Here is a 26,524-nt window from a genome sequence, read left to right as displayed (position 1 = left end):
AACACTTATTTTTGTACTACATCGAAATAAAAATTAGTTTAATAATAAAAAATACCAACTTTAAAGTAGGTAATTAATATGGCTCAAAAACCAAGCATCCCAAAAGGAACCCGAGACTTTAATCCAGAACAAGTAGCAAGACGAAACTATATTTTTAATACCATTCGTGGTGCTTTTGAGACTTTTGGCTTTCAACCTATTGAAACCCCTAGTTTTGAGAATTCTAGCACTTTAATGGGGAAGTATGGAGAAGAAGGCGACAGGCTAATTTTTAAAATTTTAAATTCTGGCGATTATTTATCAAAAGCTAATAATGATGCTTATTCAGAAAGAGATTCAAATAAATTAACAGCATCAATCTCTGAAAAAGCATTGCGTTACGATTTAACCGTACCCTTTGCACGTTATGTAGTACAGCACCAAAACGAGATAGAGTTTCCGTTTAAACGATACCAAATACAACCCGTTTGGAGAGCAGACAGGCCTCAAAAAGGGCGTTTTAGAGAGTTTTTTCAATGTGATGCCGATGTGGTTGGAAGTAAATCGCTTTGGCAAGAGGTTGAGTTTATTCAATTATATGATAAAGTATTTTCTGCCTTAAAGTTAGAAGGTGTAACCATAAAAATAAACAACCGAAAAATACTTTCGGGTATTGCAGAAGTTATTGGCGCAAGCGATAAACTAATTGATTTTACAGTTGCCTTAGATAAGCTTGATAAAATAGGCGAGGAGAAGGTAAAAGAAGAAATGCGTTCTAAAGGTATTTCAGATACAGGTATTTCAAAACTACAACCATTATTTACATTATCAGGTTCTTTTGAAGCTCAAATAGAAAGCTTAAAAAGTATTCTTAACACTTCAGATGAGGGAAAAAAAGGTATTGAAGAATTAGAGTTTATAAATACCGCCATTACTCAATTAGGTTTATCAACAGCAATGTTAGAGTTGGATGTAACTTTAGCTCGTGGTTTAAATTATTATACAGGTGCTATTTTTGAAGTAGCAGCACCTAAAAGCGTTAAAATGGGCTCTATTGGAGGAGGAGGTCGTTATGATGATTTAACCGGAATTTTTGGAATGAAAGATGTAAGCGGTGTTGGTATAAGTTTTGGGCTTGATAGAATTTATTTAGTACTAGAAGAATTAGGATTATTTCCAGAAACAGTAAACAATAATGTAGAAGTTTTGTTTATTAATTTTGGAGATAAAGAAGCACTTTTTAGTTTAAAAGCTATAAAGCAGTTGCGCAACCATGGTATTAATGCAGAGCTTTATCCAGATGCTGCTAAAATGAAAAAACAAATGAACCATGCAAATAAGCGCCAAATTCCGTATGTTGTTTTAGTAGGCGAACAAGAAATAGAATCTGATAATTATACACTAAAAAACATGATTTCTGGCGAGCAAAATAAAGTATCGCTTGATGTTTTAATTTCTGAAATAAAAAAGTCCTGAACGTTAATTCAGGACTTGCAAACAAGCTAAGTTTAAATAAATTTTGTGAGTGACTAATTTCTAATTATTATATTATTGCTTAACTATTTATTTTATAAATATTTTTTTAGTAACCATTCCAAATTCAGTATCAATTTTTAAAATGTAATTTCCTGTTTTAATTTGGCTAGAATTATATTCTATATGGTTATTATTGGTTTTGGTTTGAAACTTAAAAAGTGTTTGCCCTAGAATATTAATCATTTCAATAGTTTTTATAAACTTTGATGCTGGGTTATTTATAACAACACTGCTTTTTTCGTTAGAAAAGAATATTTCAATTTGATTACTTTTAGCTGTATTTGTACTTAAGGTTTGCGATTTAGCGAAAGTAATTTCAAAACGATCTAAATGTTTACCTCCTGTTAAGTAGGTTTCATATTTGCCCGTTTTTAAATTATGATATATATTTAAATCTTTATCATGTAAATAAATTTCTAAGGCATTTGGAGTGTTTTCTAATTTATCGATAACAAAACTATTTAATCCATCTTTTTTGGTATGCACACCTAAAGGAATAACAGTTGTGCTATCTAATTGGTTAATAGCTTGAATAGAAAACTTTTCATTATCTATTAGCCAATACATATCGTCTACTTGCGTATCAATGTTTTTAGAATCGTAACCCCAATCAAACCCTGAAGTTGCATTTTCATCAACAGTAAATAAAATTTGTCTGTGTAGAGAGCTTATAGAGTTAAAACCAAGTCTTAATTTCATTCTGGTGTCTGTATCAGAGCTTGTTTTGTTTGCTTTATTTTTTTTCTTTTTTGTAGATTTGGTAAAAACCGAGTTTATACCATCTTCTTTTTGAAATACGCGTTGCGCGTTATTAAAACGAATAGTTCCACCCGTTTCGGCCGTAACAAAAAAGCCTTGAGAAACAGGTATATATCGTCCTGGTATTTTTGATGGTGTTCCTCCTGTAGCAACATCAGGATCTGAAGTGCCGAATGATGCTGCTGGTATACCTCCTGCTAGAGAGTAAGTGGCATATCCGCCTTGGTATTCTGCAAGAACATGCGAGCCACCACCCCAATGTTCCCAAAAATAAAGTGTTCCGTTTGTAGATCCAGCTCCAGCAATTGTGGCGCCATTGTCTTGTATAAACTTTATAGCATCTATGGCAGAGGGGTAAGGGTTGCCTATTAAATAATCGTTACCAGCGCTAATGGTTAGATTTATATCACCGTTATTAGGTTTTCCGTTAAATACGTAGTTTTGCGAGTCGGTTATCGAACCATTTCCTGGGCCTTTCATGGTAAAGCCTTCGCCAGCTAACATTGTTCCATTACTACGCATATGTTGCCATGATGCATAATTATCACTCAACTTATTACTAAATTTCCAAATCCAATAATCTGCAATACCAACTGGCGATGATGTTCCGTTATAACTTGAGGTTATAAAATTTACATTTGTAATTACATCTGGAACTTTATAGCTATTGTTGTTGGTAGAGTTATTTTTATTACCAACCGGAGAAGACCAATAGTTGTATGTATAAGTATCGGCTGTTCCTTGTTGGTCTTTTTCAAGAGATCCAGAGCTGGTGGCATCTAAAGTACTTTCTTCGGTTTGAATAAATTGAGATTCATTTTCTAAATCAATTTCACCATCTAGTTTTACGTACCATGTGTTAAATAAGCCAGAGTCGTCTTTTACATTAAGTTTGCTTCCGTTATCTAAAATTAAGCCAACAGTTGTTTTGTTAGCGTCAATATCCATATTTCCTTTTATTTGAACAATAGCGCTTTCTGGTGTCGTATTGCTAATATCCCATACGTCTCCATGTACCCAGTTGCTTGCATTATCCCAGTCACCTATACAAGAGGTAGTTGTTACGTATGGAAGCGGAGCTGTATATTCTTGATAGGTTCTCATGTTATTTAAATGCCCATCTACACCAAGGTTAGATTCATCTGGGGTATAACCGGTATCTATAATTCCCATTTTATAGTAAAGGTCTAAATCGCTCCAAGCTAATCCTTCAATATCTTTAGGTATTACGGTGCCTCTAACTTGACCAGAATTATTTACTATTTCTTGATTTATTTGTCGGTGCAATTGGGTTTGTGTTATGGCTTTATTGTAAACTCTACATTCGTATATACTACCTTCAAAGTAGTTATTGTCTAATTGCGTATTTCTTCCTATTTCAAAATCATGATTAGAATTCCAATCGGCTGTATTGTTTAAGGTTGTGCCTATTAAAAGAGGATTTGTATGGCTCCAAATAACTTTTCCATTTAAAATAATATTAATAGTACCAGTATTACCATTGTATTTTAAAGCGGTGTGATACCACATGTTATCTTGTAATAGTATACTAGACCCGCTAGGGTTATTAACAGTTATATTGTTACTGCTTCTTACATAAGCTCTTAATTTTTTACTAGCATCAATATAAAGTCTACAATTACGCTGCCCCATAATTTCTCCACCATTGCTACCAGGATCCATTTTAATCCAAGACATCATAGTAACTTCAGATTTTCCTCCTAAAAAAGCAGGTCTGTCTACATAATCGTTTACACCATCAAAATCTAACGTTTGTGGTAAGCAAAAGCTAAAGTTTCCTAAGCCAGATCCATGTATGGCATATTCTGAACAAGTATTACAGTTTTCCCATAAAAAGGTTACGCTAGTAATATAATCTGCATCTAAAAAATTAATGCCAACCATAGCATTTGTACCACTTGTTGAAGAATTATTTGCATTTACTACGCCTGTAGCATTATTAGTTGTATAAGATGGGTTTGGTGAATTTGTAAAAGTTGGATAAATAGTACCGCCAGAAGTGGTGGTGGCAGTTATGGTATATTTATCTCCATTGGCTCCACTAGAATTAACGTGTGCTAAATCAAAAGATAAAGCATAAATAGGGGAGCTAAATGTAATGGTACAGGTAATTCCTGTTGATGAAAATCCGCTAGTATATAAGTCTAAATATTCTGTAGAAGAGCCACTAGCCGAGGTGCCCACTTTTGGAGTTTGTCCGCCCCAAGACCCTAAGCTTCCAGTTTCGCCAGTAAATGTTACTGTAAAATCTATTCCAGAACCATCAACATTTGTAAATGTATTGGTTAATGCTCCTGCGCCTATCCAATTAAATTCATTTGAAGCGGTTGGGGATGAATCCCAATCTAGAGTGAAATTTTCGCCACAAGTTGGCGGACTATGTAATTGAGCAGCTCCTTTAATAGAAAAGAACAAACATAGTAATACAATTAGCTTTGTAATAGTAATTTTTTTCATAAATAGGTTAGTTAGTTGGGGGCTAATGGGTTATTTACTATTGGTTACGCAGCTAATATACATTTTATTTTTAAATTATCGATAAAAAGACAATAAAATACGATAAAAAGCAATATTTTTTTATTTGTGTTTAATGAATTGATATTTAAAAACAAAGCCCAGAATAAACTTCTAGGCTTTGTTTTTTGTTTTATTAGTGGTTCATTCTTATTTAATCTACTAATATTTTTTTAGAAATTGTATTGTTTTCAGTTGTAAGATTTATAATATATACACCAGCATTTAGTTGTCTTATTTTAAATTCTAAATGGCTACCATTTAGTGTGTCTCCTTCATTATCAAGTTTAAATACAGGTTGGCTTAATACATTATGCATTTCTATAGATTTAACATGTATTAACTTAGGGTTGCTTATTATAAGGCTTTCTTTATCGTTTGAATAATAAGCGTTTAAACTTGTCTTTTCTACGTTTTCAGTACTTAACAGATTGTTGTCTGCGGCGAAAGTAATTTCAAAACGATTATTGTATTCACCAGGATTTAGAACAATACTGTACTCACTTTTTCTTAAATCATGGTAAGTGTTTAATTCTAAATCATGAATATAAATATTTTTATTAGTATCTATATTTTCTAAATTTTCGATGTTTATTACTGCTGTACCATGTTTTTTTATTTTTAATCCGAAAGGTATTTTTTGTTTTGAATTAAAATTATTAACAGCTTGAATAATTAGTTTAGAATTTTCTAAGGTCCAATACATGTCTTCTTTGTTATTTTCAATAAGAACAGCATCGTATCCTAAATCGAAATGATTTGAAGCGTTAGCGTCTACACCTATTAAAAGTTGACGATGGTAACCATCTGGCGAATCAAACATTAACCTTATTTTTTCTCTTGTATCAATTTCTTTATTAGTAGAATTGCTTTTTGATTTTTTACCAGATTTAAAGAATGTAGAGCCAGAGTTGGTACCAGAAACTATTTCTTTTTGGAAAACTCTCTGGCTATTTTTAAAGTTTAAATCTCCATCAATTATGGGTTGTGTTAACCCAGTAGCAGAACCATCATTAGCCGACACGAAGAAACCTTGCCCAACAGCTATATATCTTTCAGGCAATTTAGTACCAGGTATATTTGTAGCATTAATTCTAGAGTCTGTAGATATGGCAACTGTACCTCCCATTAAAGTATATATGGCGTAACCTCCTTGATAATCTGATAAATAGTGACTGTCTACCGAGAAGTGATCCCAAAAATATAAGGCTCCATTTATAACATTTCTGTCATTATTGCCACCATCGGCAGTATGAATATTATCTAAAATAAATTGATTTGCATCTAGAGCTGAAGGGTATGGATTACCAACTAAATAATCGTTACCTGCATTTATTGAAAGTGTAAAGTCGCCATTGTTTGGTTGCCCAAGCATAATATAGTTGTGATCGGGAGTTCCAGTTCCTGGCCCTTTCATTGTAAAGCCTTCACCAACTCTTAAAGCGCCTGTACTTCTTAAATGTTGCCATTCTGAGTAATTATTACTTGGTCTGTTGGTATACTTCCATATCCAGTAATCGGCAATTTGAACAGGAGAAGAATTTCCATTATAACCAGAAGTTAAGAAACCTACATTACTTAAAACGTCTGGTACTGTATAATTTGAGTTACTTGTTGTTGATACTGGTGACGACCAATAGTTATATAAAAATGTATTAGAGTATCCTTGTTGGTCGCGTTCTAATGTACCTGTACTTGTAGCATCAAAATCACTTTGGTCTGTTTGTACTAGTTGAGATTCTCCTTCTAAATCGATTGTGCCATCTAGTTTTAAATAATGTGTTACAGTTAAACCAATGCCTGTATTGGCAGATGTACTTCCGTTAACTTGTAAATCGCCACTATTAATAATTAAACCTTGTACAGAACAATCTCTACTTCTTACAGTAGTTGGCGTAGCTCCAAGATATGTATCATGATTTATTTCAACAATGTTCCAGTCTATTGGTGTTGTGCCATCAATAATTGATAAGGCGTTTGGTAAAGTTTGTACAGTATGGTTTAACCAAGTGGTATTATCATCCCAAGAGCCAGCCGCTTGTGTTTGGTATGGTAGCGGTGCTGTTTGCCTATCTACTGTGTTTAAGTTTCTTAGCGCTCCTTGAATATTATTACCAGACATATCATTGGTATTTGTATATGTATATACAGACATTGGATAATATGCGGCTAAATCTGTCCAAGGAATTGAGTTTATTTCATTTTTAGAAATAGATGTAGGTAATACATCTCCATATTCTAAGGCTAAAGTTACATCATCAGAAATTTCTTGATTCATGATATACCTAAGTTGAACTGGTGTTAAGGCTGTGTTCCATACTCTAACTTCATCAATATTTCCTGCAAAATAGTTGGTTGTATTTGGGTCGTAACCATCGGAGGCTGCGATTAAAAACTTTTGAGAAGTAGCAATTGGTGATGCTAAAGATGAAGCTGCTGAAGTACTATCTTCAACACCATCAATATATAACGCGGCATTACCATTAGAAAAAATTACTGCTACTTGATGCCATTCGTTTTCTGGAATAGCTACAGATGATGTTAATGTAACAGCACCACCGTTCCAAGACATTTCTAGGTGCCCAGAAGCATTAATTCTAAAATCATAACCTTCAGAGAAAGCAGCATTTCTTTTTGAAACTATAGAAGCATTTACAGATCCAGCATCCCTTTTAATCCATGCAGAAATAGTAAAATTACTTGTGTTTAAGTTTATGTTGTTTTCCATATCAATATAATCAACAGCGCCATCAAAATAAACAGAGCGTTCTGCAATGATTTGTGGAGCATAACCAAAGGTTATATATTTTTCTCCATTAAAATCATAATCTGCCAGTAAGTTACCGTTACCATCTGGAGTCATAATTCTATAATCTGCTGTAGGATCGAAAACACCAGTATTAGAAATGAACATATAAAAATTTCCAGGAGGCGAAATATTTCTCATAGCGTTTTGAGGTATACTTACTTTACAAGTAGGAATATCTCCACCATTTTCTACAACTTTCCAGATACGTTGCATTGCTACAAATGATACTGGAGTTGATAAGCCTGAAACACCAGAACTCATGTCTACACTAATGGCTGTTGCAGCTAAGTTTATATCAATACCATTATTACCCCAAACCAAATATTCTCTATCGTTAAATGTTGTTGGGTTTAATGCTATGTTTTCTGTATTAGTATTATAAACATCAGAAAGGCCAATGGTTAAAAAACCATTTGTTAAAGTAGGGCCATAGCCATCTGTTCCGTCTGATGTTATATTTTGACTTTTAGATTGTTTTTGGTTTAGTTGAGATGCATCGTCTCTACCAATTCCAGCAATATCGTGGTTATAACCAGAATTTGCACTTTCATCCCAAATAACTGTACCTTGAGAGTCAACATAATCGGTGTCGCACTCAAAATCAAAAGCTTCTTTCGATGTGCCAAACTCTTTTAAAGTAACACCATATTTTATAGCTAAATAACTTTGTATTTTTTGTTGATTTGGTGTTGAGTTCGGACTGGAATAACTAGCAAGTTCTGTTATTTTTCCATCTAAGAATGAACTTAAGGCATGCCCGTTAATAGAAAATTGTCCGGCACCTAAAGTGTATCTTAAATTATTAAAATCGGCATGTAAAAGGTCTGTCCCAGTACCAGAAGTACCAGTTGTACCAGAATGATTATCAACTCGTTTACCATTGTAGTAAATTTCGCTTATGGCTGGTGAAACAGATGTGTTAGTTTTTACATTTAGTATCATAACATCTGTACCAATGTTATTTGTTGATGCGGGTGCATAAGAACGTCCGTAAGAATCTACACCAGGAGTAGAACCAGTATTATTATAAGAACTTAATATATGTGAAATTAAGTTATTACTATTAAATCTTGATGAAATTCTACCAAACCCTAAACCAGTTCCATCAACACTAAAACCAGATTTTGTAAATTTACCTGATAAAGGGGCTTGTGTGTTTGATGTTGTTTTGTCAAACGTATCATTTGTTTGTACAACAATCCAATAATCTTGAGTCCAATACCCACCTTTACCTTTCATTACATTACCTGTGGCTTTGTCAAAATCTATTACAGGGTTGTAGTTAATATTATCGGTAATGTTATTTTTATAAAGTGGACTTTCACTTCCAAAGGCTTCAGCATTATTATTGTATGCTTGATCTCCCCACGAAGTAATAGCTGTATTATCAGTTGTTGTGTTTGTTCCTACATTAGATTTTAACCATAGTTTTAAGTTGTTATTGGCATTACCAGGACCATAAGTTGGATCTGAAGGAGCTGTAATGTAATCGCCTTTTACAAAAATATTATCTATGGCTACACCATCATCAGTATCAGAAATATCACTAGCAAATAGTACTCTAAACCATATGGTATTTTGGTTATCTAATACACTATTTGGTATTGAAGCTTCCATAAATTTGGAGTTACTATTTCCACTTTCTGTGTTTAAGCCAGACCACCCGTGTTGATTGTTTGCTATAGCATCTACATCGGTATCATTATACCAATTAATTCCAGAACCATTATCGCCTAATCGAGTCCATCCAATAACACCTAATGGGTCTGTTGTATATTGTACTTGAATCCCATCATCTGAATCAGAAGACGTGTCGTGCCTTATATCCATATAAAAAGTCACATTTTCATACCCAGAAGTTGAAATTGAAGTTGGACTAGTTAAATATGTGTAATAGTTATTTCCGTAGTTATTAAAACTATTAATTCTCCAATAGTTTCCTTCTGAAACAAGTGTTGGTGATGTTTCATAGACCCATGAACCACTTCTTAACAAAGCTGTACTAGATGTCCATCCGCCATCATTTGCATCAAAATTTTCATAATAAATTGTATGTCCAGGAGTAAGTCCGCTTACACCAGTTCCTTGTATGTTAAAGTTGTATGGGTTTTCATCACTATCATCATTTGCAATACTTATGCTTGCAGATCTTAAACCAACAGCGCTTGGGTTAAATGTAATATTAAATGTTGTAGAAGAATATCCTGCGATAGGGGTTGTAGGAATAGCTGTAACAGTAAAATCGGCGCTATGTGTTCCTGCGATGGTTACGTAAGGTGAAGCATCAGTTAAATTTAATGAAGCTGGTCCGGTATTCTCTATGGTAAATGTTTTTGTATTTGTGCCACCAGATACACTAATGGAACCAAAATCTGTATCGTCTAATAAACTAGGACTTGTATCGCCATCTGAAATGGTTGTAGAATTACCTTCAATATTTATTTCTGAAACTCCAACAACTGAAGATCCTTGTACAACAAAGGTATATGGGTTTTCATCATTATCATTATTATCAATAGAAATGGTAGCTTGAACATTTGTAGCCACAATTGTTGGTGCATATCTAACAACAAAAGTAAGATCTGCTCCACCGTTATTAATACTATTGGCAGCAGGTTGTGTTAAAATTGAAAAGGCAGGATCTCCACTTATATCAACTAAAGGAGAACCTCCAGTTAAATTTAAAGTTGCGGTTCCAATATTTTGAATTGTGAAAGTATGATCTATTGTTGAAGCAATTGAGGTTGTACCAAATTCTGTATCATCAAAAGCAGCAGGCGTTGTATCGCCATTTGAAATGTTAGATCCGTTTCCTGTAATGTTTATTTCTGGAGCTGGAGAGAATGATGACCCTTGAACAACAAAAGTATATGGATTTTCATCACTATCATTATTATCTATAGAAATAGTTGCTTGAACGTTTGTAACCGTAACGGTAGGAGCAAATCTAACAACAAACGTTAGATCTCCGCCACCACTTGTAATGTTATTTGCAACAGGTTGTGTTATAATTGAAAAAGCTGTATGGCCACTAATATCAACTAATGGTGTACCTCCAGTTAAGTTTAGGGTTGAGGTACCTGTATTTTGAATTGTAAAAGTGTGGTCCAACGTAGTAGCATTAGCTATAGCACCAAATTCGGTGTCATCAGTTGCTACAGGCGTTGTATCTCCATTAGCAATAGTGTTAGCATTACCTAATATGTTTATCTCAGGACCTGCTGTAAATGAAGACCCTTGAACAACAAAAGTATATGGGTTTTCGCTACTGTCATCATTATCTATAGATATAGTAGCTTGCGCGTTTGTAAGATTAACAGTTGGTGCAAATCTAACAACAAAAGTAAGATCGCTACCTCCACTAGCAATAGAGTTGGCAGCAGGCTGTGTTAAAATTGTAAATGCAGGGTTACCGCTAATATCTACAATTGGTGTTCCGCCAGTTAGGTTTAATGTAGCACTACCAGTATTTTGAATGGTAAATGTATGATCTGTATTAGTACCATTGGCAATGGTACCAAATTCGGTATCATCAATTGCGGCTGGAGTTGTGTCTCCATCTGCAATAGTAGTGGAGTTTCCTTCTATATTTATTTCTGGAGCAGAACTGCTAGTTCCTTGAATTAATATTTCATCAAATGCCGCACCAATATCGTTGTATATATAATCTGAAGCAAATATAAATCTAAATCTTACCTGTGGATTTCCTTCAAACCCAGCATTAAAAGCACTTAAATCCATATTTCTGTTAATCCAGCCTGAACTATCTCCAGACCAACCATCTGCATCATTATTAATAGCATCAACATCTGTATCGTTATACCAATTACCCCCTACAGTACCTAAATCGGCCCAAGTAGTACCATTATTTAGCGAGTATTCAACTTGCATACCATCCCAATCAGCTTCAGTATTATACCAAGCATCAAAATTAAACGTAATATCAGTATATCCCGTTGTATTTATTGTTGGGCTAGTAGCAATAATGTAAGTGTCGCTATTGTAATTAGTAGTATATCTCTGGGTGTAATAATAGTTGCCAGTTGCTCCAGCTGAATGTGCACCATTTGTTCCATTTATCCAAGCTCCTGTGCCTACTCCAGTAGTAGTTGTTGTCCAACCGCCAGGGCCAGATGAAAAGTCTTCAGAATAAATTGGCGTAGCTGTTGATAAATCGCCTTGAATTATTATGTTGTCTATATAAAACCTTTCGTTATCGTCAAGATTTTCTGCTTGAATTTGAAGTCTAACTTGCGAGTTCCCGTTTGGTACATTAAATGTATACGGGTTAGAGTTTGCTGTGCCTCCACTAGTATCAGTTTCTCCCCAGTCTCGATCTTCATTCCAGTTATTACCATCAATCAGTTCTTCAACTAAAGTATAACTACTTCCATTGTTATAAGAAATATAAAAATCCAAATCATCTCCATTATCTACATTATCTGATTTAAAAGAAGCAGAAACAGTAACGTTTGTATAGCCTGTTAAATCAACGTTATCAAAAGTTACATCAGAATCTCTATTGTTTGTAGCGTTGTTATTTGTAAACCGTAACGCATTAGGAGCAGATGCAGCTGTTGTAGTATTTACTTGTACATAAGTTCCGTTTGAAACTGTATATCCTAAATTATCTGAATAACCAGAAGTTCCAGAATCAAAACTTTGTGTAGCAATAGCAACTTGTGAAAAAGAGTATGATGAAAATAGTATACCTAATAATAGGACACTTGACTTTAATAAAAAAGTAATTCTTTTCATGAGAGGTTAAATTTAGTTTGGGACTAATTATTTAAGTTTCAAATGTATATTAATACTCTATGAAATACAAAAATATTCGATGAAATGCTATTTAGTTTGTTTATTTTGCTGATAATCAATTAGTTGAGTTTGTAAGAAATGTATTTCTTTTTATGAAAAGTATTACAATTTTTAATAAAAAAAGGCTGAATATCTATTCAGCCTTTTTAACTTTTTATTAAGATAGTCTTAGTATTTAATTAATCTTTTGTAAGAAGTTATACCTGTTTTAGTGTTTACTATTTTAAATAAGTACGGTGCTTGATCTAATTTGTTTAAACCATTAATATGTATTTGGTTATTGATGCTTAAGTATTTTTTATCAAATACAAGTCGTCCATTTAAATCGAATACTTTAATATTAAATTCACTATTGTTGAAATTTAAAGGAAGTTTAATAGTAATATTTTCGTTAAAAGGATTTGGTGTAACTATAATACTCTCTAGATTTATATCTTCAGTATTTAAGGTGGTTTCATCAGAGCCATCACAATCTTGATCAATTCCATCATTATAAATTACAGGAGCTCCAGGGTAAACGGTGTTATCCGTATCATCACAATCGGTGTTGTTTGTGCTATATCCAGCAGGAGCAGAAGATTCACATAACATTGCTGTTGTAGTCGACCCAAATCCATCGCCATCGGCATCTACATAGTATTGTTGTGGTGTGTTCACGGTATTATCCGTATCATCACAATCGGTATTGTTATCGCTATATCCAGCCGGAGCAGAAGATTCGCAAAGCATTGCTATTGTAGTCGAACCAAACCCATCGCCATCGGCATCCACATAGTATTGTTGTGGTGTGTTCACGGTATTATCCGTATCATCACAATCGGTGTTGTTTGTGCTATATCCAGCAGGCGCAGAAGATTCGCAAAGCATTGCTATTGTAGTCGAACCAAATCCATCGCCATCGGCATCCACATAGTATTGTTGTGGTGTGTTCACGGTGTTATCCGTATCATCACAATCGGTGTTGTTTGTACTATATCCAGCAGGCGCAGAAGATTCGCAAAGCATTGCTATTGTAGTTGAACCAAATCCATCGCCATCGGCATCGACATAGTATTGTTGTGGTGTGTTCACGGTATTATCCGTATCATCACAATCGGTGTTGTTTGTACTATATCCAGCAGGCGCAGAAGATTCGCAAAGCATTGCTATTGTAGTCGAACCAAATCCATCGCCATCGGCATCCACATAGTATTGTTGTGGTGTGTTCACGGTGTTATCCGTATCATCACAATCGGTATTGTTATCGCTATATCCAGCAGGCGCAGAAGATTCGCAAAGCATTGCTGTTGTAGTCGAACCAAATCCATCGCCATCGGCATCGACATAGTATTGTTGTGGTGTGTTCACGGTATTATCCGTATCATCACAATCGGTATTGTTTGTACTATATCCAGCAGGCGCAGAAGATTCGCAAAGCATTGCTATTGTAGTCGAACCAAATCCATCGCCATCGGCATCCACATAGTATTGTTGTGGTGTGTTCACGGTGTTATCCGTATCATCACAATCGGTATTGTTATCGCTATATCCAGCAGGCGCAGAAGATTCACAAAGCATTGCTGTTGTAGTCGAACCAAATCCATCGCCATCGGCATCTACATAGTATTGTTGTGGTGTGTTCACGGTATTATCCGTATCATCACAATCGGTATTGTTTGTACTATATCCAGCAGGCGCAGAAGATTCACAAAGCATTGCCGTTGTAGTCGACCCAAATCCATCGCCATCGGCATCCACATAGTATTGTTGTGGTGTGTTCACGGTGTTATCCGTATCATCACAATCGGTATTGTTATCGCTATACCCAGCAGGCGCAGAAGATTCGCAAAGCATTGCTGTTGTAGTCGAACCAAACCCATCGCCATCGGCATCCACATAGTATTGTTGTGGTGTGTTCACGGTATTATCCGTATCATCACAATCGGTATTGTTATCGCTATACCCAGCAGGCGCAGAAGATTCACAAAGCATTGCTGTTGTAGTCGACCCAAATCCATCGCCATCGGCATCCACATAGTATTGTTGTGGTGTGTTCACGGTGTTATCCGTATCATCACAATCGGTGTTGTTTGTACTATATCCAGCAGGCGCAGAAGATTCACAAAGCATTGCCGTTGTAGTCGAACCAAATCCATCGCCATCGGCATCCACATAGTATTGTTGCGGTGTGTTCACGGTGTTATCCGTATCATCACAATCGGTGTTGTTATCGCTATATCCAGCAGGAGCAGAAGATTCGCAAAGCATTGCTGTTGTAGTCGACCCAAATCCATCGCCATCGGCATCGACATAGTATTGTTGTGGTGTGTTCACGGTGTTATCCGTATCATCACAATCGGTGTTGTTATCGCTATATCCAGCAGGCGCAGAAGATTCACAAAGCATTGCTGTTGTAGTCGACCCAAATCCATCGCCATCGGCATCTACATAGTATTGTTGTGGTGTGTTCACGGTGTTATCCGTATCATCACAATCGGTGTTGTTATTGCTATATCCAGCAGGCGCAGAAGATTCACAAAGCATTGCTGTTGTAGTCGACCCAAATCCATCGCCATCGGCATCCACATAGTATTGTTGTGGTGTGTTCACGGTATTATCCGAATCATCACAATCGGTGTTGTTATCGCTATATCCAGCAGGCGCAGAAGATTCACAAAGCATTGCTGTTGTAGTCGACCCAAATCCATCGCCATCGGCATCCACATAGTATTGTTGTGGTGTGTTCACGGTGTTATCCGTATCATCACAATCGGTGTTGTTATCGCTATACCCAGCAGGAGCAGAAGATTCACAAAGCATTGCTGTTGTAGTCGACCCGAATCCATCGCCATCGGCATCTACATAGTATTGTTGTGGTGTGTTCACGGTATTATCCGTATCATCACAATCGGTGTTGTTTGTACTATATCCAGCAGGCGCAGAAGATTCACAAAGCATTGCTGTTGTAGTCGACCCAAATCCATCGCCATCGGCATCGACATAGTATTGTTGTGGTGTGTTCACGGTATTATCCGAATCATCACAATCGGTGTTGTTATCGCTATATCCAGCAGGCGCAGAAGATTCACAAAGCATTGCTGTTGTAGTCGACCCAAACCCATCGCCATCGGCATCCACATAGTATTGTTGTGGTGTGTTCACGGTGTTATCCGTATCATCACAATCGGTGTTGTTATCGCTATACCCAGCAGGAGCAGAAGATTCACAAAGCATTGCTGTTGTAGTCGACCCGAATCCATCGCCATCGGCATCTACATAGTATTGTTGTGGTGTGTTCACGGTGTTATCCGTATCATCACAATCGGTATTGTTTGCAACATAACCAGCAGGTTGAGTAGCAGCTTCTTGACTAATATTTGGATTTCCGAAAGTATCATTATCTAAATCCTGGTACCAAGTTGTTAAGTTACTAGTAATAATAATTTTGTAATCTTCAACTTCTCCATCATAGTTTGTTGCACATGGTCCAGCAGGAAAGTTGTTATATCGTGCAGCAACTCGTAATCGGGTTTCTCCTAATGGATAACCTGCACCAGAAGGAAATGTAATTGATGGTGTTATACTTGTTTGCGTATCAACTCCAGTTGTTGCATTACCTAAGTTAAATTCTTCTCCTGGATCATTAAAATCGCCATCAATGTTTAGATCTATCCAAGCTGTTGCGCCAGAATTACCTGTGTCTCTATTAATATTAACAGTTAATGTGTGTGATGAACCTTGAGTTACTGTTGTTGATATTGTGGTAAAATCTTGATAACCATTGTTGTCTCTGTTTGATGTATGAGCGTTGTTTATGGTATTAAAAGAAACTCTTGTTACACCTGTGTCATATTGAGAACTTCCATTTGAATCGCAATAACTAATAGCAGGAGTTGTAAATTGAACAGATGAAGAATAAGAAGAATTATTTGAACCACATTTAGTTCTTACTTGAACTTCATAAATTGTAGAAGGCGATAAAGACGATAAATCTCTATTGGCACTTGTTAAATCTGTATCATTAATCCAAGTTCCAGAACTTGTTTCTTTGTATCTTAAATCGTAAGTCGCAGAAGGTATATTGTCCCAATTAATTGTCGCACTATTAAAAGTAATATTTGATGCAGTAACATTTGTAGGTACAGAAAGTTCGCAAGGAATTTTAATATCAATAATTTTAAAATCATCAAAAATAAAGCCATCAAAAGTTGTTGGGTAACCATCGGCTCTATTTGAATTATCAGAATCAAAAACAAAACGAAAACGGGCGTTAGCAGCTCCAAACAGAAAGCTGTTTTCTGTGCCATCAATTAAAATTTCTTCCATAACCCATTTGTCCATGGTATCAGCATCGTAAATAGACTCTCCTGTGGGTTGGTTATTTTGATCTGAAGTGCCTTTACCTGTACTTGTATTCGAGCTATTACTGCTACTGTATCGATTTGTTGATCTACTAGAGCCAGGCTTGCTATATTTTCCGCAAAGCGGAAGCCAGGTAGATCCGTTTGTAGAGCCTTCAATTTGAACATAGTCGAAATTACGTTCTATATCCCATTTTGCAAAGAATTGAACAACGGCCGAATTAGAAGATGATAAGTCGACACTAGAGTTTAGCGTTAATGTTTTAGATTGATTGTTACCGTAAGCGCCAGAAGGAGAATCTGTAATGGCTGTTGTACCAGAATACGAATCGGATGTTGTACCCCAAGAACCACCAGAGGCAGTCCAATTGGTTAAGTTATCTGTATCTGGGTTATCAATAAACAATACAGAAGGATTGTAAGATTTTATTATGTTAGCTCTATACATTACATATCCATCATCATTACTTAAAGTAATTTGAAATTCAATTTCATCATTAGCTTGAATTCCTGCATCTAAGGTATAAGCGGCAGTAACGGTACGTTGTTCTAATTTGCTCCATCCTGATTGAGTAGCAGGGGGAGTAATAGAAGTAATGTTAGAAGACACCGGCGTTATATTAAGCGTAATGTCTCCTAAGGTTTGCCCTAAATATTCTAATCCAAATTCTAAATTTCCTGAAGTTGCAGTTATGTTACTAGGGTTTAAATCGTGAAAATGCGCAAACTTTCCACTATGGTAGGCGTTTACAAAATTCATTCTAACTGCTCTTTTTGCAATTTCAACAATTTTGGTGGCATTAGGCCAAAAACCACCTTCACCATCGCTAGAAATCCAAGAACCATTTTCTGGAGCAAGCGCTAAAATACCTTGTCCTGAACCATTAGAACCGTTTAAGTCTGTGGCTCCGCCGAGCATCCAGTCGCTCATATCTCCATTAGCTATGGTTAAAATATCTGGTGCTTCACCATATATGTACCTATTAAAACGTGTCATATCATGACAAAATTTATGGTACTCTGCTTCTCTACCAGATCCTGGAGAATCTGGGTATCCGTTATAAGCATGCGGAATTAAATTTGAAGTAGCATGGTGGTTCATAGCTGTTTTAAATTCTCTTGTAGCAGAAAAATTTCTTACGATTTGAGTTTCTGGCTCAGAAAATGCAGATGGTCCTCTGTAGGTATCGCTACCTGTAGAACCAGAAGATCCTGTTGTTCCGTGTGCATATATAGAATGACTTCCCCAGAAGTAATCATAATTTCTATTTAAATCGACGCCTCTTTGGTGGTTGTTTCCTGTGTTGTATGGCCCTAAATTTTTACGTTGCATACCATTACCACTAGGTGCAGTTTCTTCGTTCCACATTAATCCATCTGGATTTGCTACAGGAATAAAATACATTTCATGATTGTCTACTAAGTTTTTAATACCAGGGTCGCTATCGTAATTTTCTAGAATATACCACATGTAGAATATTAAATTCATCATACTAGAAACTTCGCGAGAGTGAGTCATGCCAGAGTATAGAGATTCTGGTTCGTTTGTTTCATCGATATCTGGATTGTCAGATATTCTAACATAATATATAGGTTGTCCTGCCCAAGTATCATAAGCACCGCCGTTAGTATAAGAATTTCCGTGTGTTACGGTTCCTGGAGAAGCGTCGGTCTTTACCGATATTAAATGTGGGTATAATAATCGCATTTGGTCTAACTCGGCTAGCATTTCACTATAAGTTAAACAACCTAGCATACTTCCTAAGTTAAAATTTGTTGGTACATTCCAATCTACTTCTGTACACCCTTCATATTGAATATAATTATTAATATCAGTAGATTTTGTGCTTAAGGATTTACTAGCTAAACCTTGAGTTTTCATCGATTCTAATTGTGCTTTAGCTAATGGAAGTTCTGTTTTAGAGCGTCTTTTAGCATCGGCTATTAAATCTTCAATAATAACCGTATAAGGAATGTTTTTTTCTTGTAATGCATTTAATTCTCTTTCTCCTAGTTCTAGAATTAAACTATTACCTGTATATATAGCACCACAAGACAAATCAACACCAATTTCTTTAACTTTTAAAAGTTGGTTTCTTGTAGGGTTATTTATTTTAATTCGTTTAGCAATAATATTTTGCGAATAAACAAATTGTAAACTCAAAACAAGTAAAATACTTAGAAGGGTAATTTTCTTCATTTTTATGGGGTTTAATGAAATTTTATGAGGCTAATATAGAATATAAATCACAAAATAATCTATGAAACGCAAAAAAAACCGATTAAATACATTTTTTTGTAATATTTGTATAGTATAAAATGCTTGCTTTGTAGGTTAAAATATACAGTATTTTTGTTTTCTTTTCTTTTTTTCTGTCTAAATAATTAATAGATTTTTATTTTTAAGGATTAAAATGGCCTAAATTTGTATGAGTATTACATACAATTATTTAATTTTTAAACAATAATTAAGCTTCTAAATGAATATTTATAAATTAACAGAAGTAACTGGCCAAATAGAATTAGCTTTTAAAAACTTAATACCACAACTTTCTTCTAGTTGTGTATTACCCACAAAAAAAGATTTAGAGTATATTGTAAATTCAGAGAATACTATACTTTTTGTTGCCGAAGATGCTGGTGTTGTACTAGGCGTATTAACTCTTGTGTTTAATAGAATACCTACAGGAAATAAGGTTTGGATAGAAGATGTAGTTGTAGATAAAAAAGCTAGAGGTAAAGGCGTTGGTAAAGCATTGGTTAATTTTGCAATAGCTTACACATCTAGTAAAAATATAAATAGTATAAATTTAACATCGAGTCCAGAACGCGTAGCAGCTAATAAGCTGTATCAAAAATTAGGTTTTGTTAAAAGAGAAACTAATGTTTATAGATTAACTATAACTTAGTGTTTTGTAAAAATTTTAAAGCATATAAAAGTATTTGTTTTTTTAATTTTAAAACAAAAACCTAACCAATTATAAATAACCATTTACACTATATAGATTTTGATAAATAAAAGTTTGGAAATAATAAAAACAACCTTTGGTAAAACAGAAGAAGGAACAATAATAGACCAGTACACACTTAAAAATAAAAACGGTATTCAAGTTAGTATTATTACTTATGGCGGAAGAATTATCCAATTAAATGTGCCAAATAAAGAAGGTAAGCTAGAAAACGTGGTTTTAGGTTTTGATAATATTGAAGATTATAAACAAGACAATCCGTTTTTTGGAGCATTAATTGGTCGTTACGGAAATCGTATAGCGCAAGGTAAATTTAAACTACAAGATCAAGAGTATATTTTAGCAACAAATAATGGTGTTAATCATTTACATGGAGGTGTTAATGGTTTTGATAGTGTAGTATGGGCAGCAGAACCAATTCAAGAAAACAATAAGTCTGCTTTAAAATTAACTTATTTAAGTAAAGATGGAGAGGAAGGTTACCCAGGTAATTTACACGTTACTGTAATTTATACGCTAACACAAGATAATGCTCTAGAAGTATCATACAAAGCAGTTACAGATAAAACAACGGTTGTAAACTTAACCCAACATGCGTATTTTAACTTATCGGCAAATTTTTTAAAAGATGTTTTACAGCATGATGTTGTAATTAATGCCAATACTTATTTACCGGTAGACGACACACAAATTCCAACAGGAGAAATAAAAAACGTTGCAGGTACACCTTTTGATTTTAATACTTCTAAACAAATAGGAAAAGAAATTAATGCAGATAACGAGCAATTAAAAAGAGGTAAAGGGTACGACCATTGTTGGGTGTTAAATGGCGAAAACGGTAAAATGCGATTTGCAGCTTCTGCCCACCACAAAGCTAGCGGGCGTTTTTTAGAAGTATTTTCAGAAGAGCCAGCAATGCAATTTTATACAGGTAATTTTTTAGATGGAACTTTACCAATACCTGGTGGAGGAACCTATGCATGCAGAACAGGTTTTTGTTTTGAAACACAACACTATCCAGATTCTCCTAATAAAAAGGAATTTCCCTCTACAGTATTAAAACCTGGAGAAACCTATTCGACCAAAACAACTTTTAAGTTTTCTGTGAAATAGGAATTTGCCTATGTATAAATAGTGTTTAGCATTATAATTGTGTATTTTTATTACCAAATAAATGTAATTGCTTTTAGGAATAATTTTTAGTTTAAAAGGAATAGTTCTATTTATTTTTTTCCTAATATTATAAGTTGGCATTAATTTGGAAGACAAACTGAAAATAAGTAAAACTATTACAAACGAAAAAGGAGAAATTATCTTTTTTGGTTTGCAACATTTCCTAGACGATATTGCTAAAGGCAACTGTTGTTTCATTTGTGGAGCACAACCATGCTCAAAAGAATTCAATGATGAACACATAATTCCAAATTGGATTTTAAGAAAGTATAATCTTCACAAAAAATACATAACTCTACCTAATGGAACAAAATACAAATATGGTCAATATACAGTTCCTTGTTGTAAAGAATGTAATTCTGAATTAGGAAAAACTTATGAAGTCCCAATAAGTGAATTGCTAAATAAAAGTTATACTGAAATTTTAGAAGACATAAATAAAGACCCGAAAATTGTTCAATTTTTATTCAAATGGTTAACTCTAATTTACTTTAAAACTCATTTAAAAGACAAAACATTACTAACTGAAAGAGATACAAGGATTGATGCTGGATTTTTATCTGACAATTATTACTGGGAGGAAATGCATCATATACATTGTGTTTCAAGAAGTCATTACACTAATGCCAAAATAGATTATAATGTCTTTGGTACAATATTTATTGTTCCTGCATTGGTAATTGAAAATGCTGACGGATTTGACTTTATGGACAATGAAGTTAGCAAAACTATTATGCTACAATTAGGTGAGTTTTGTATTATTTCTGTGTTAAACGATTCTTGTGCTGGATTTACTCTATATAATAACAATTTTTCTAGTATTGGAGGTCCATTATCACCATTTCAAATAAGAGATGTTTTTGCTCATTTGAGTTTTATTAATTTAAATCTTAAAGAAAGGCCAATATATTTTTCTCGTTTTAGTAGTTCACTTAATGAATATCAAATTAAGGCAACTATTCCTGAATTTGTAGAGTTATTAGAAGAAGAAGAACGCATAATTTCATCTGGACAACTGTTAAGACAATTTGTTGAACCAATAATGGGCGAAGTCGAAAACAAGGAGCAAATATTAAAAGAAATTGAAGAAAATAAACGAAACTATCTATTTGATAATGAAGGTAATTTTATAAAAAACTAATGCCAACAACATATATAATTTATTGCTAGATTTTTGGTTACTTACGAAAATCCTCGCGGATTTTCTATTCGGTTTTTATTTGCTAACTTACGTGCTTAAATCACGCAACTAATCTTATACAAACACGTTGTGGTGCATTTTGAAAAACAAAAAAGATGAATAAAATAATTACAACCGTAGTGTTTTTAGCACTTTCGCTATTCACATTTGGACAAACAGAACACCCTAAAAAATTTGAATATTCTGGGAATGGAATAAATGACTACATCGTTACTAAAGTTGAAGCAAAGTCCACAAACGAAATCTATGATAAAACAATAAATTGGATAAAAGAAACTTATAAGAACCCTGACAAAGTACTAAAAATGGAAATTGAAAATGAAAAAGTCCGAATTAATGGAATTTCTTCTGATTTACTTGTCGTAAAAAAAATGAATATGCCACTTGATTATGTTATTGAGATAGCATTTAAAGATGGTAAATATAAATTTGACTTAATATCGCTGACTACTTCAAATGAATACGGAACCGCTGATTACAAGAAGATACCGAATTTTAAAACTGATAAGAAGCTTGTCAAAAATTTTAGAGATTCACCCCAAAGAATAGAGAATTATTTCAATGGACTTAATGAAAGTCTGAAAAACTATATACTTGGTAAAAAGAAAAAAGATGACTGGTAAAAACTGTACACAACAATGCATAACCACAATTGCGGCATATTCGACTACGTCTAAATCCACTCGGAATTGCTAACGCCGTTCTAAACCAAAAATAGTAACATAAAACGCGTTACTGTCGTTCACAAAAAACATTTACTTTAATTAAATTTTTTAATCTACAAGAACTAAAAATTAAAGTTTATAATATATAAATAGAGTTTTTAAAAATACAATAGAGTTAGATGTTTCTTAACATTAAGCGATTCGTATCTGTGTTTTAATAGTTTACCCAATTACAATTAAATTAATTAGCTTCTTTTTAATAAACAAAAGTCTTATAGCCTTAACATTGTTAACAATGGTTTAACTGTAATAATATGTTTTCGTAATTATTATATAACATTTAAAAGTTTACAAATAGTAAAAATTAATCTTTTTTTGCTGTGTAAATTTTAATTAATGTAAATTATACTTAAATGAAAACACATTGCAAATTACTAGTTATTTTAATTAGTATTTTTTATTCTACCATCTTAATTGCTCAAAACGGCGAAGTGCACGGGGTAGTCGTAGACGAAACATTATTACCTGCTTCGGGTGTTAATGTTGTTATAAAAGGAACCTCTAAAGGAACCATTACCGATTTTGATGGTAATTTTAATATTAAAAATATTCAAACAGGTACTATACAAATAGAGTTATCATCTATAGGTTTTAAAACTAAATTAATTGATGTTGTACTTAATGAAAATCAATCAAAAGATTTAGGTCAAATAAAATTAAGTCAAAATTTAGAATCTTTAGATGAAGTCGTTGTAACAGCTTTAAATATTACTAGAGATGAAAAATCGTTAGGATATGCTTTTCAAAAAGTTGATGGCGAGGAACTTTCAAAATCTACAAGTACAAATTTTGTAAGCACACTTTCTGGAAAAACTGCAGGAGTGCAAGTGGTAACAAACGGAACAGGACCTGGGCAATCGTCTTCGGTGGTAATTCGAGGGTATTCATCAATGGCTGGCGACAATCAACCATTATTTGTAGTAGATGGTATTCCTATTAATAACACTACAGATACAAGAACAAATACTTTAGGCGGTTCAAGTAACATGAACATTGATTATGGAAATGGAGGTGCAGAAGTAAACCCAGAAGATGTCGAGTCTGTTTCTGTATTAAAAGGAGCAAATGCAACAGCACTATATGGATCTAGAGCAGCCAATGGGGCCATTATAATAACAACTAAATCTGGAAAGGGAAAGAAATTTGGTGTTTCAGTTGGTTCTAAAATTACTTTCGAAAATGCATTAAAAGTTCCAGAATATCAAAGTGTTTACGGACAAGGTAAAAATTTTGAGTTTTCTTTTGTTGATGGTTATGGAAATGGAACTTATGATGGTGTAGACGAATCATGGGGACCACGAATGAATGGCCAATTAATAGCACAGCACGATTCGCCAACAACAAATGGATTACGAGGTGCCGATGTACATGGTTTAGATTATGTATTAGGCTCATCAGGAGTAGATTTATCAAGAAGAGGTACTATTACACCAACTCCATTTGTTTATGGTGGTAACCCAGTTAAAGAGTTTTTAGAAACAGGAACAACTTTTACAAACAATGTATCGTTTTACGGGTCTAACGAAAATGGAAATTACCGTGTTGGTTATACAAACGTAGATAATAAAGGTATATTACCAAATACCGATTTACGCAGAAATACCATTTCTTTTTCGGGCGATTATAATTTAGGCGAAAAATTAAAAGTATCATCTAAAGTAAATTATATCAGAACAGATTCCGATAATCGACACGTAAATGGTTACGGTACAGAGTCGGTTATGTATTTATTTGTTTGGTGGGGGCAACAAGTTAATGTTAAAAGCCTTAAAAATTATTGGCAAGATGGTTTAGAAGGGTTTCAGCAGTATAACTATAATTATAACTATCATGATAATCCATATTTTACAATGTACGAAAACACAAATGGATTGGCTAAAGATAGAGTTATAGGTAACCTTTCTGCAACTTACAATTTTACAGACAATTTAAAATTTATGGTTCGCGGTGGGCGAGATTTCTTTTCAGAATACCGTTTTATTAAAAGAGCGTATTCTACACAACGTTTCCCTAATGGACAGTATCGAGAAGATAAAATAAATTTTCAGGAAACTAATTTAGACTTTTTACTTACGTACGATAAAAATTTTAACGACAGGCTAGGCGTTAATGTAAATGTTGGAGGAAATAGAATGGTTCAACGAAACCACTACAACTCGTTAATGACAAATAAATTATTATTGCCAGAGGTATATTCGTTCTATAATGCCGATGGTGCATTAGTACAGCGTTCAGATCGTCCAGAAAAACAAATTAATTCGTTATATGCTTTTGCTCATCTAGAATGGGATGATAAGTATTTTCTAGATTTAACTGCAAGAAACGACTGGTCTTCTACCTTACCAACACAACATAACTCTTACTTTTATCCTTCAGCTTCATTTGCTGCTATTATAAAAGAAGCTAATGGAGGTAGTAAGTTGTCTTTTGCAAAACTAAGAGCCGGTTGGGCACAAGTTGGTAGTGATACAGGTGCATTTAGATTGGCAGATCCTTACTTATTAGGAACTCCAGTAGGAAGTAACCCAACGGCTAGTCCATCAAACCAACTGCCAAATTTCGATTTAAAGCCAGAAATTCAAACTTCTTATGAGTTAGGAGCCGATTTAAAATTCTTTGGTAACCGTATTACTTTAGATGCAACTTACTATAACACAATTTCTAAAAACCAAATTTTAGGCATCGAGTTACCAGCAACTTCTGGTAAAACATCAAGAATTATTAATGCTGGTAAAATTTTAAATCACGGTGTTGAGGTATTATTAGATATTACACCTATAAAAAATGAAAATTTAAGATGGGATACTACGTTTAATTTCGGTTTAAACAGAAACGAAATTTTAGAGCTTCAAGATGGTGTAGATCGTTATGTATACGGAGGAAACGGTATATCTCTAGTAGCCGAAAAAGGAGGCTCGTTAGGCGATATGTGGGGAACTGGTTTAAGAACGGTTGAAGATAAAGATAGCCCTTATTATGGTCAAGTAATTTTTAATGAAGGTTTAGTACAACAAGATAATACACTTAGAAAAGTAGGTAATTTTAACCCAGACTTTACTTTAGGTTGGAATAACTCTATTAAATATAAAAACTTCAACTTAAGCTTTTTATTCGATTGGAGACAAGGTGGCGATTTATTATCAAGAACACGTTTAATTGCAGCAACATCAGGAAACATTGCAGAATCTCTTTGGGGTAGAGACACAGAGTTTGGCGGAGCACACCCTGGAATAGCAGACTCAGGAATAAGTTATGTTGATGGTAACGGAGTTTCTAGAACAGATGGTGTTATTGGAGCTGGAGTTATGCAACTTGAAGACGGAAGTTATGTACCTAATACAACAGTAGTGGCAGCAAATGCATACCACAATAACCGTTATAGAAGAGGTAACGATACAGAAGGTATGTATGATGCTACATTTATTAAGTTAAGAGAAGCGAGGTTAACATACAATATGCCATCAAAAGTTATTAAAAATTTAAAACTAAGCTCAATGTCTTTATCTGTAATAGGAAATAACTTATGGTTGTGGGCTAAAGATTTTAACCATGGCGATCCAGAATTATTATCATTTGGAGGTGGCCGTTATGTACCAGGAGTAGAAAATGCAACCGTACCAACAACCAGAAGTATTGGTTTTTCGGTTGATGCAAGATTTTAATAAAAAAATAAAAAGTAT

At 34.2% G+C, this 26,524-nt stretch carries 9 protein-coding genes; 6 read left to right on the top strand and 3 right to left on the bottom strand.

The genetic code is table 11. The features are described from left to right. Positions 1-78: 78 nt before the first annotated feature. Complete coding sequence (gene hisS, locus ACNG5D_RS10005) at positions 79-1,455, top strand: histidine--tRNA ligase (protein ID WP_418183377.1); 1,377 nt, start codon at positions 79-81, stop codon at positions 1,453-1,455. 87 nt (positions 1,456-1,542) lie between these two features. On the opposite strand, the gene ACNG5D_RS10000 is transcribed toward hisS, so the two are convergent. The 3 genes from ACNG5D_RS10000 to ACNG5D_RS09990 all read right to left on the bottom strand — a co-directional run bounded on the left by ACNG5D_RS10000 (position 1,543) and on the right by ACNG5D_RS09990 (position 18,976). Beyond that, positions 1,543-4,752, bottom strand: a complete 3,210-nt coding sequence (locus tag ACNG5D_RS10000) for a T9SS type A sorting domain-containing protein (RefSeq protein ID WP_418183376.1) — start codon at positions 4,750-4,752, stop codon at positions 1,543-1,545. 211 nt (positions 4,753-4,963) lie between these two features. Further along, positions 4,964-12,376 carry a choice-of-anchor D domain-containing protein gene (locus tag ACNG5D_RS09995; RefSeq protein ID WP_418183375.1) on the bottom strand — a complete coding sequence of 2,471 codons (7,413 nt, stop codon included), beginning with the start codon at positions 12,374-12,376 and terminating at the stop codon, positions 4,964-4,966. Between the two features lie 228 nt (positions 12,377-12,604). Then, positions 12,605-18,976 (bottom strand): M14 family zinc carboxypeptidase, encoded by a 6,372-nt coding sequence (locus tag ACNG5D_RS09990; RefSeq protein ID WP_418183374.1) that lies wholly within the window; start codon positions 18,974-18,976, stop codon positions 12,605-12,607. A gap of 280 nt (positions 18,977-19,256) precedes the next feature. Between ACNG5D_RS09990 and ACNG5D_RS09985 the strand changes: the two genes are divergently transcribed. The 5 genes from ACNG5D_RS09985 to ACNG5D_RS09965 all read left to right on the top strand — a co-directional run bounded on the left by ACNG5D_RS09985 (position 19,257) and on the right by ACNG5D_RS09965 (position 26,506). Continuing rightward, positions 19,257-19,685, top strand: coding sequence for a GNAT family N-acetyltransferase (locus ACNG5D_RS09985; protein WP_418183373.1), 429 nt, complete (start codon positions 19,257-19,259; stop codon positions 19,683-19,685). 114 nt (positions 19,686-19,799) lie between these two features. After that, positions 19,800-20,858 carry an aldose epimerase family protein gene (locus ACNG5D_RS09980; RefSeq protein ID WP_418183372.1) on the top strand — a complete coding sequence of 353 codons (1,059 nt, stop codon included), beginning with the start codon at positions 19,800-19,802 and terminating at the stop codon, positions 20,856-20,858. Between the two features lie 145 nt (positions 20,859-21,003). Continuing rightward, complete coding sequence (locus tag ACNG5D_RS09975; RefSeq protein ID WP_418183371.1) at positions 21,004-22,059, top strand: hypothetical protein; 1,056 nt, start codon at positions 21,004-21,006, stop codon at positions 22,057-22,059. 155 nt (positions 22,060-22,214) lie between these two features. Continuing rightward, on the top strand, positions 22,215-22,742 hold the full coding sequence (locus ACNG5D_RS09970; RefSeq protein ID WP_418183370.1) for a DUF4468 domain-containing protein: 528 nt from the start codon (positions 22,215-22,217) through the stop codon (positions 22,740-22,742). Between the two features lie 455 nt (positions 22,743-23,197). Then, the gene (locus ACNG5D_RS09965; RefSeq protein WP_418183369.1) at positions 23,198-26,506 is read left to right on the top strand and encodes a SusC/RagA family TonB-linked outer membrane protein; all 3,309 of its coding nucleotides are present in this window, start codon (positions 23,198-23,200) and stop codon (positions 26,504-26,506) included. Positions 26,507-26,524 lie beyond the last annotated feature (18 nt).

It is taken from the genome of Algibacter ulvanivorans (assembly GCF_048381495.1).
GTDB classification, from domain to species: domain Bacteria; phylum Bacteroidota; class Bacteroidia; order Flavobacteriales; family Flavobacteriaceae; genus Algibacter_B; species Algibacter_B ulvanivorans.
This window is presented reverse-complemented; position numbering and strand designations above follow the sequence as displayed.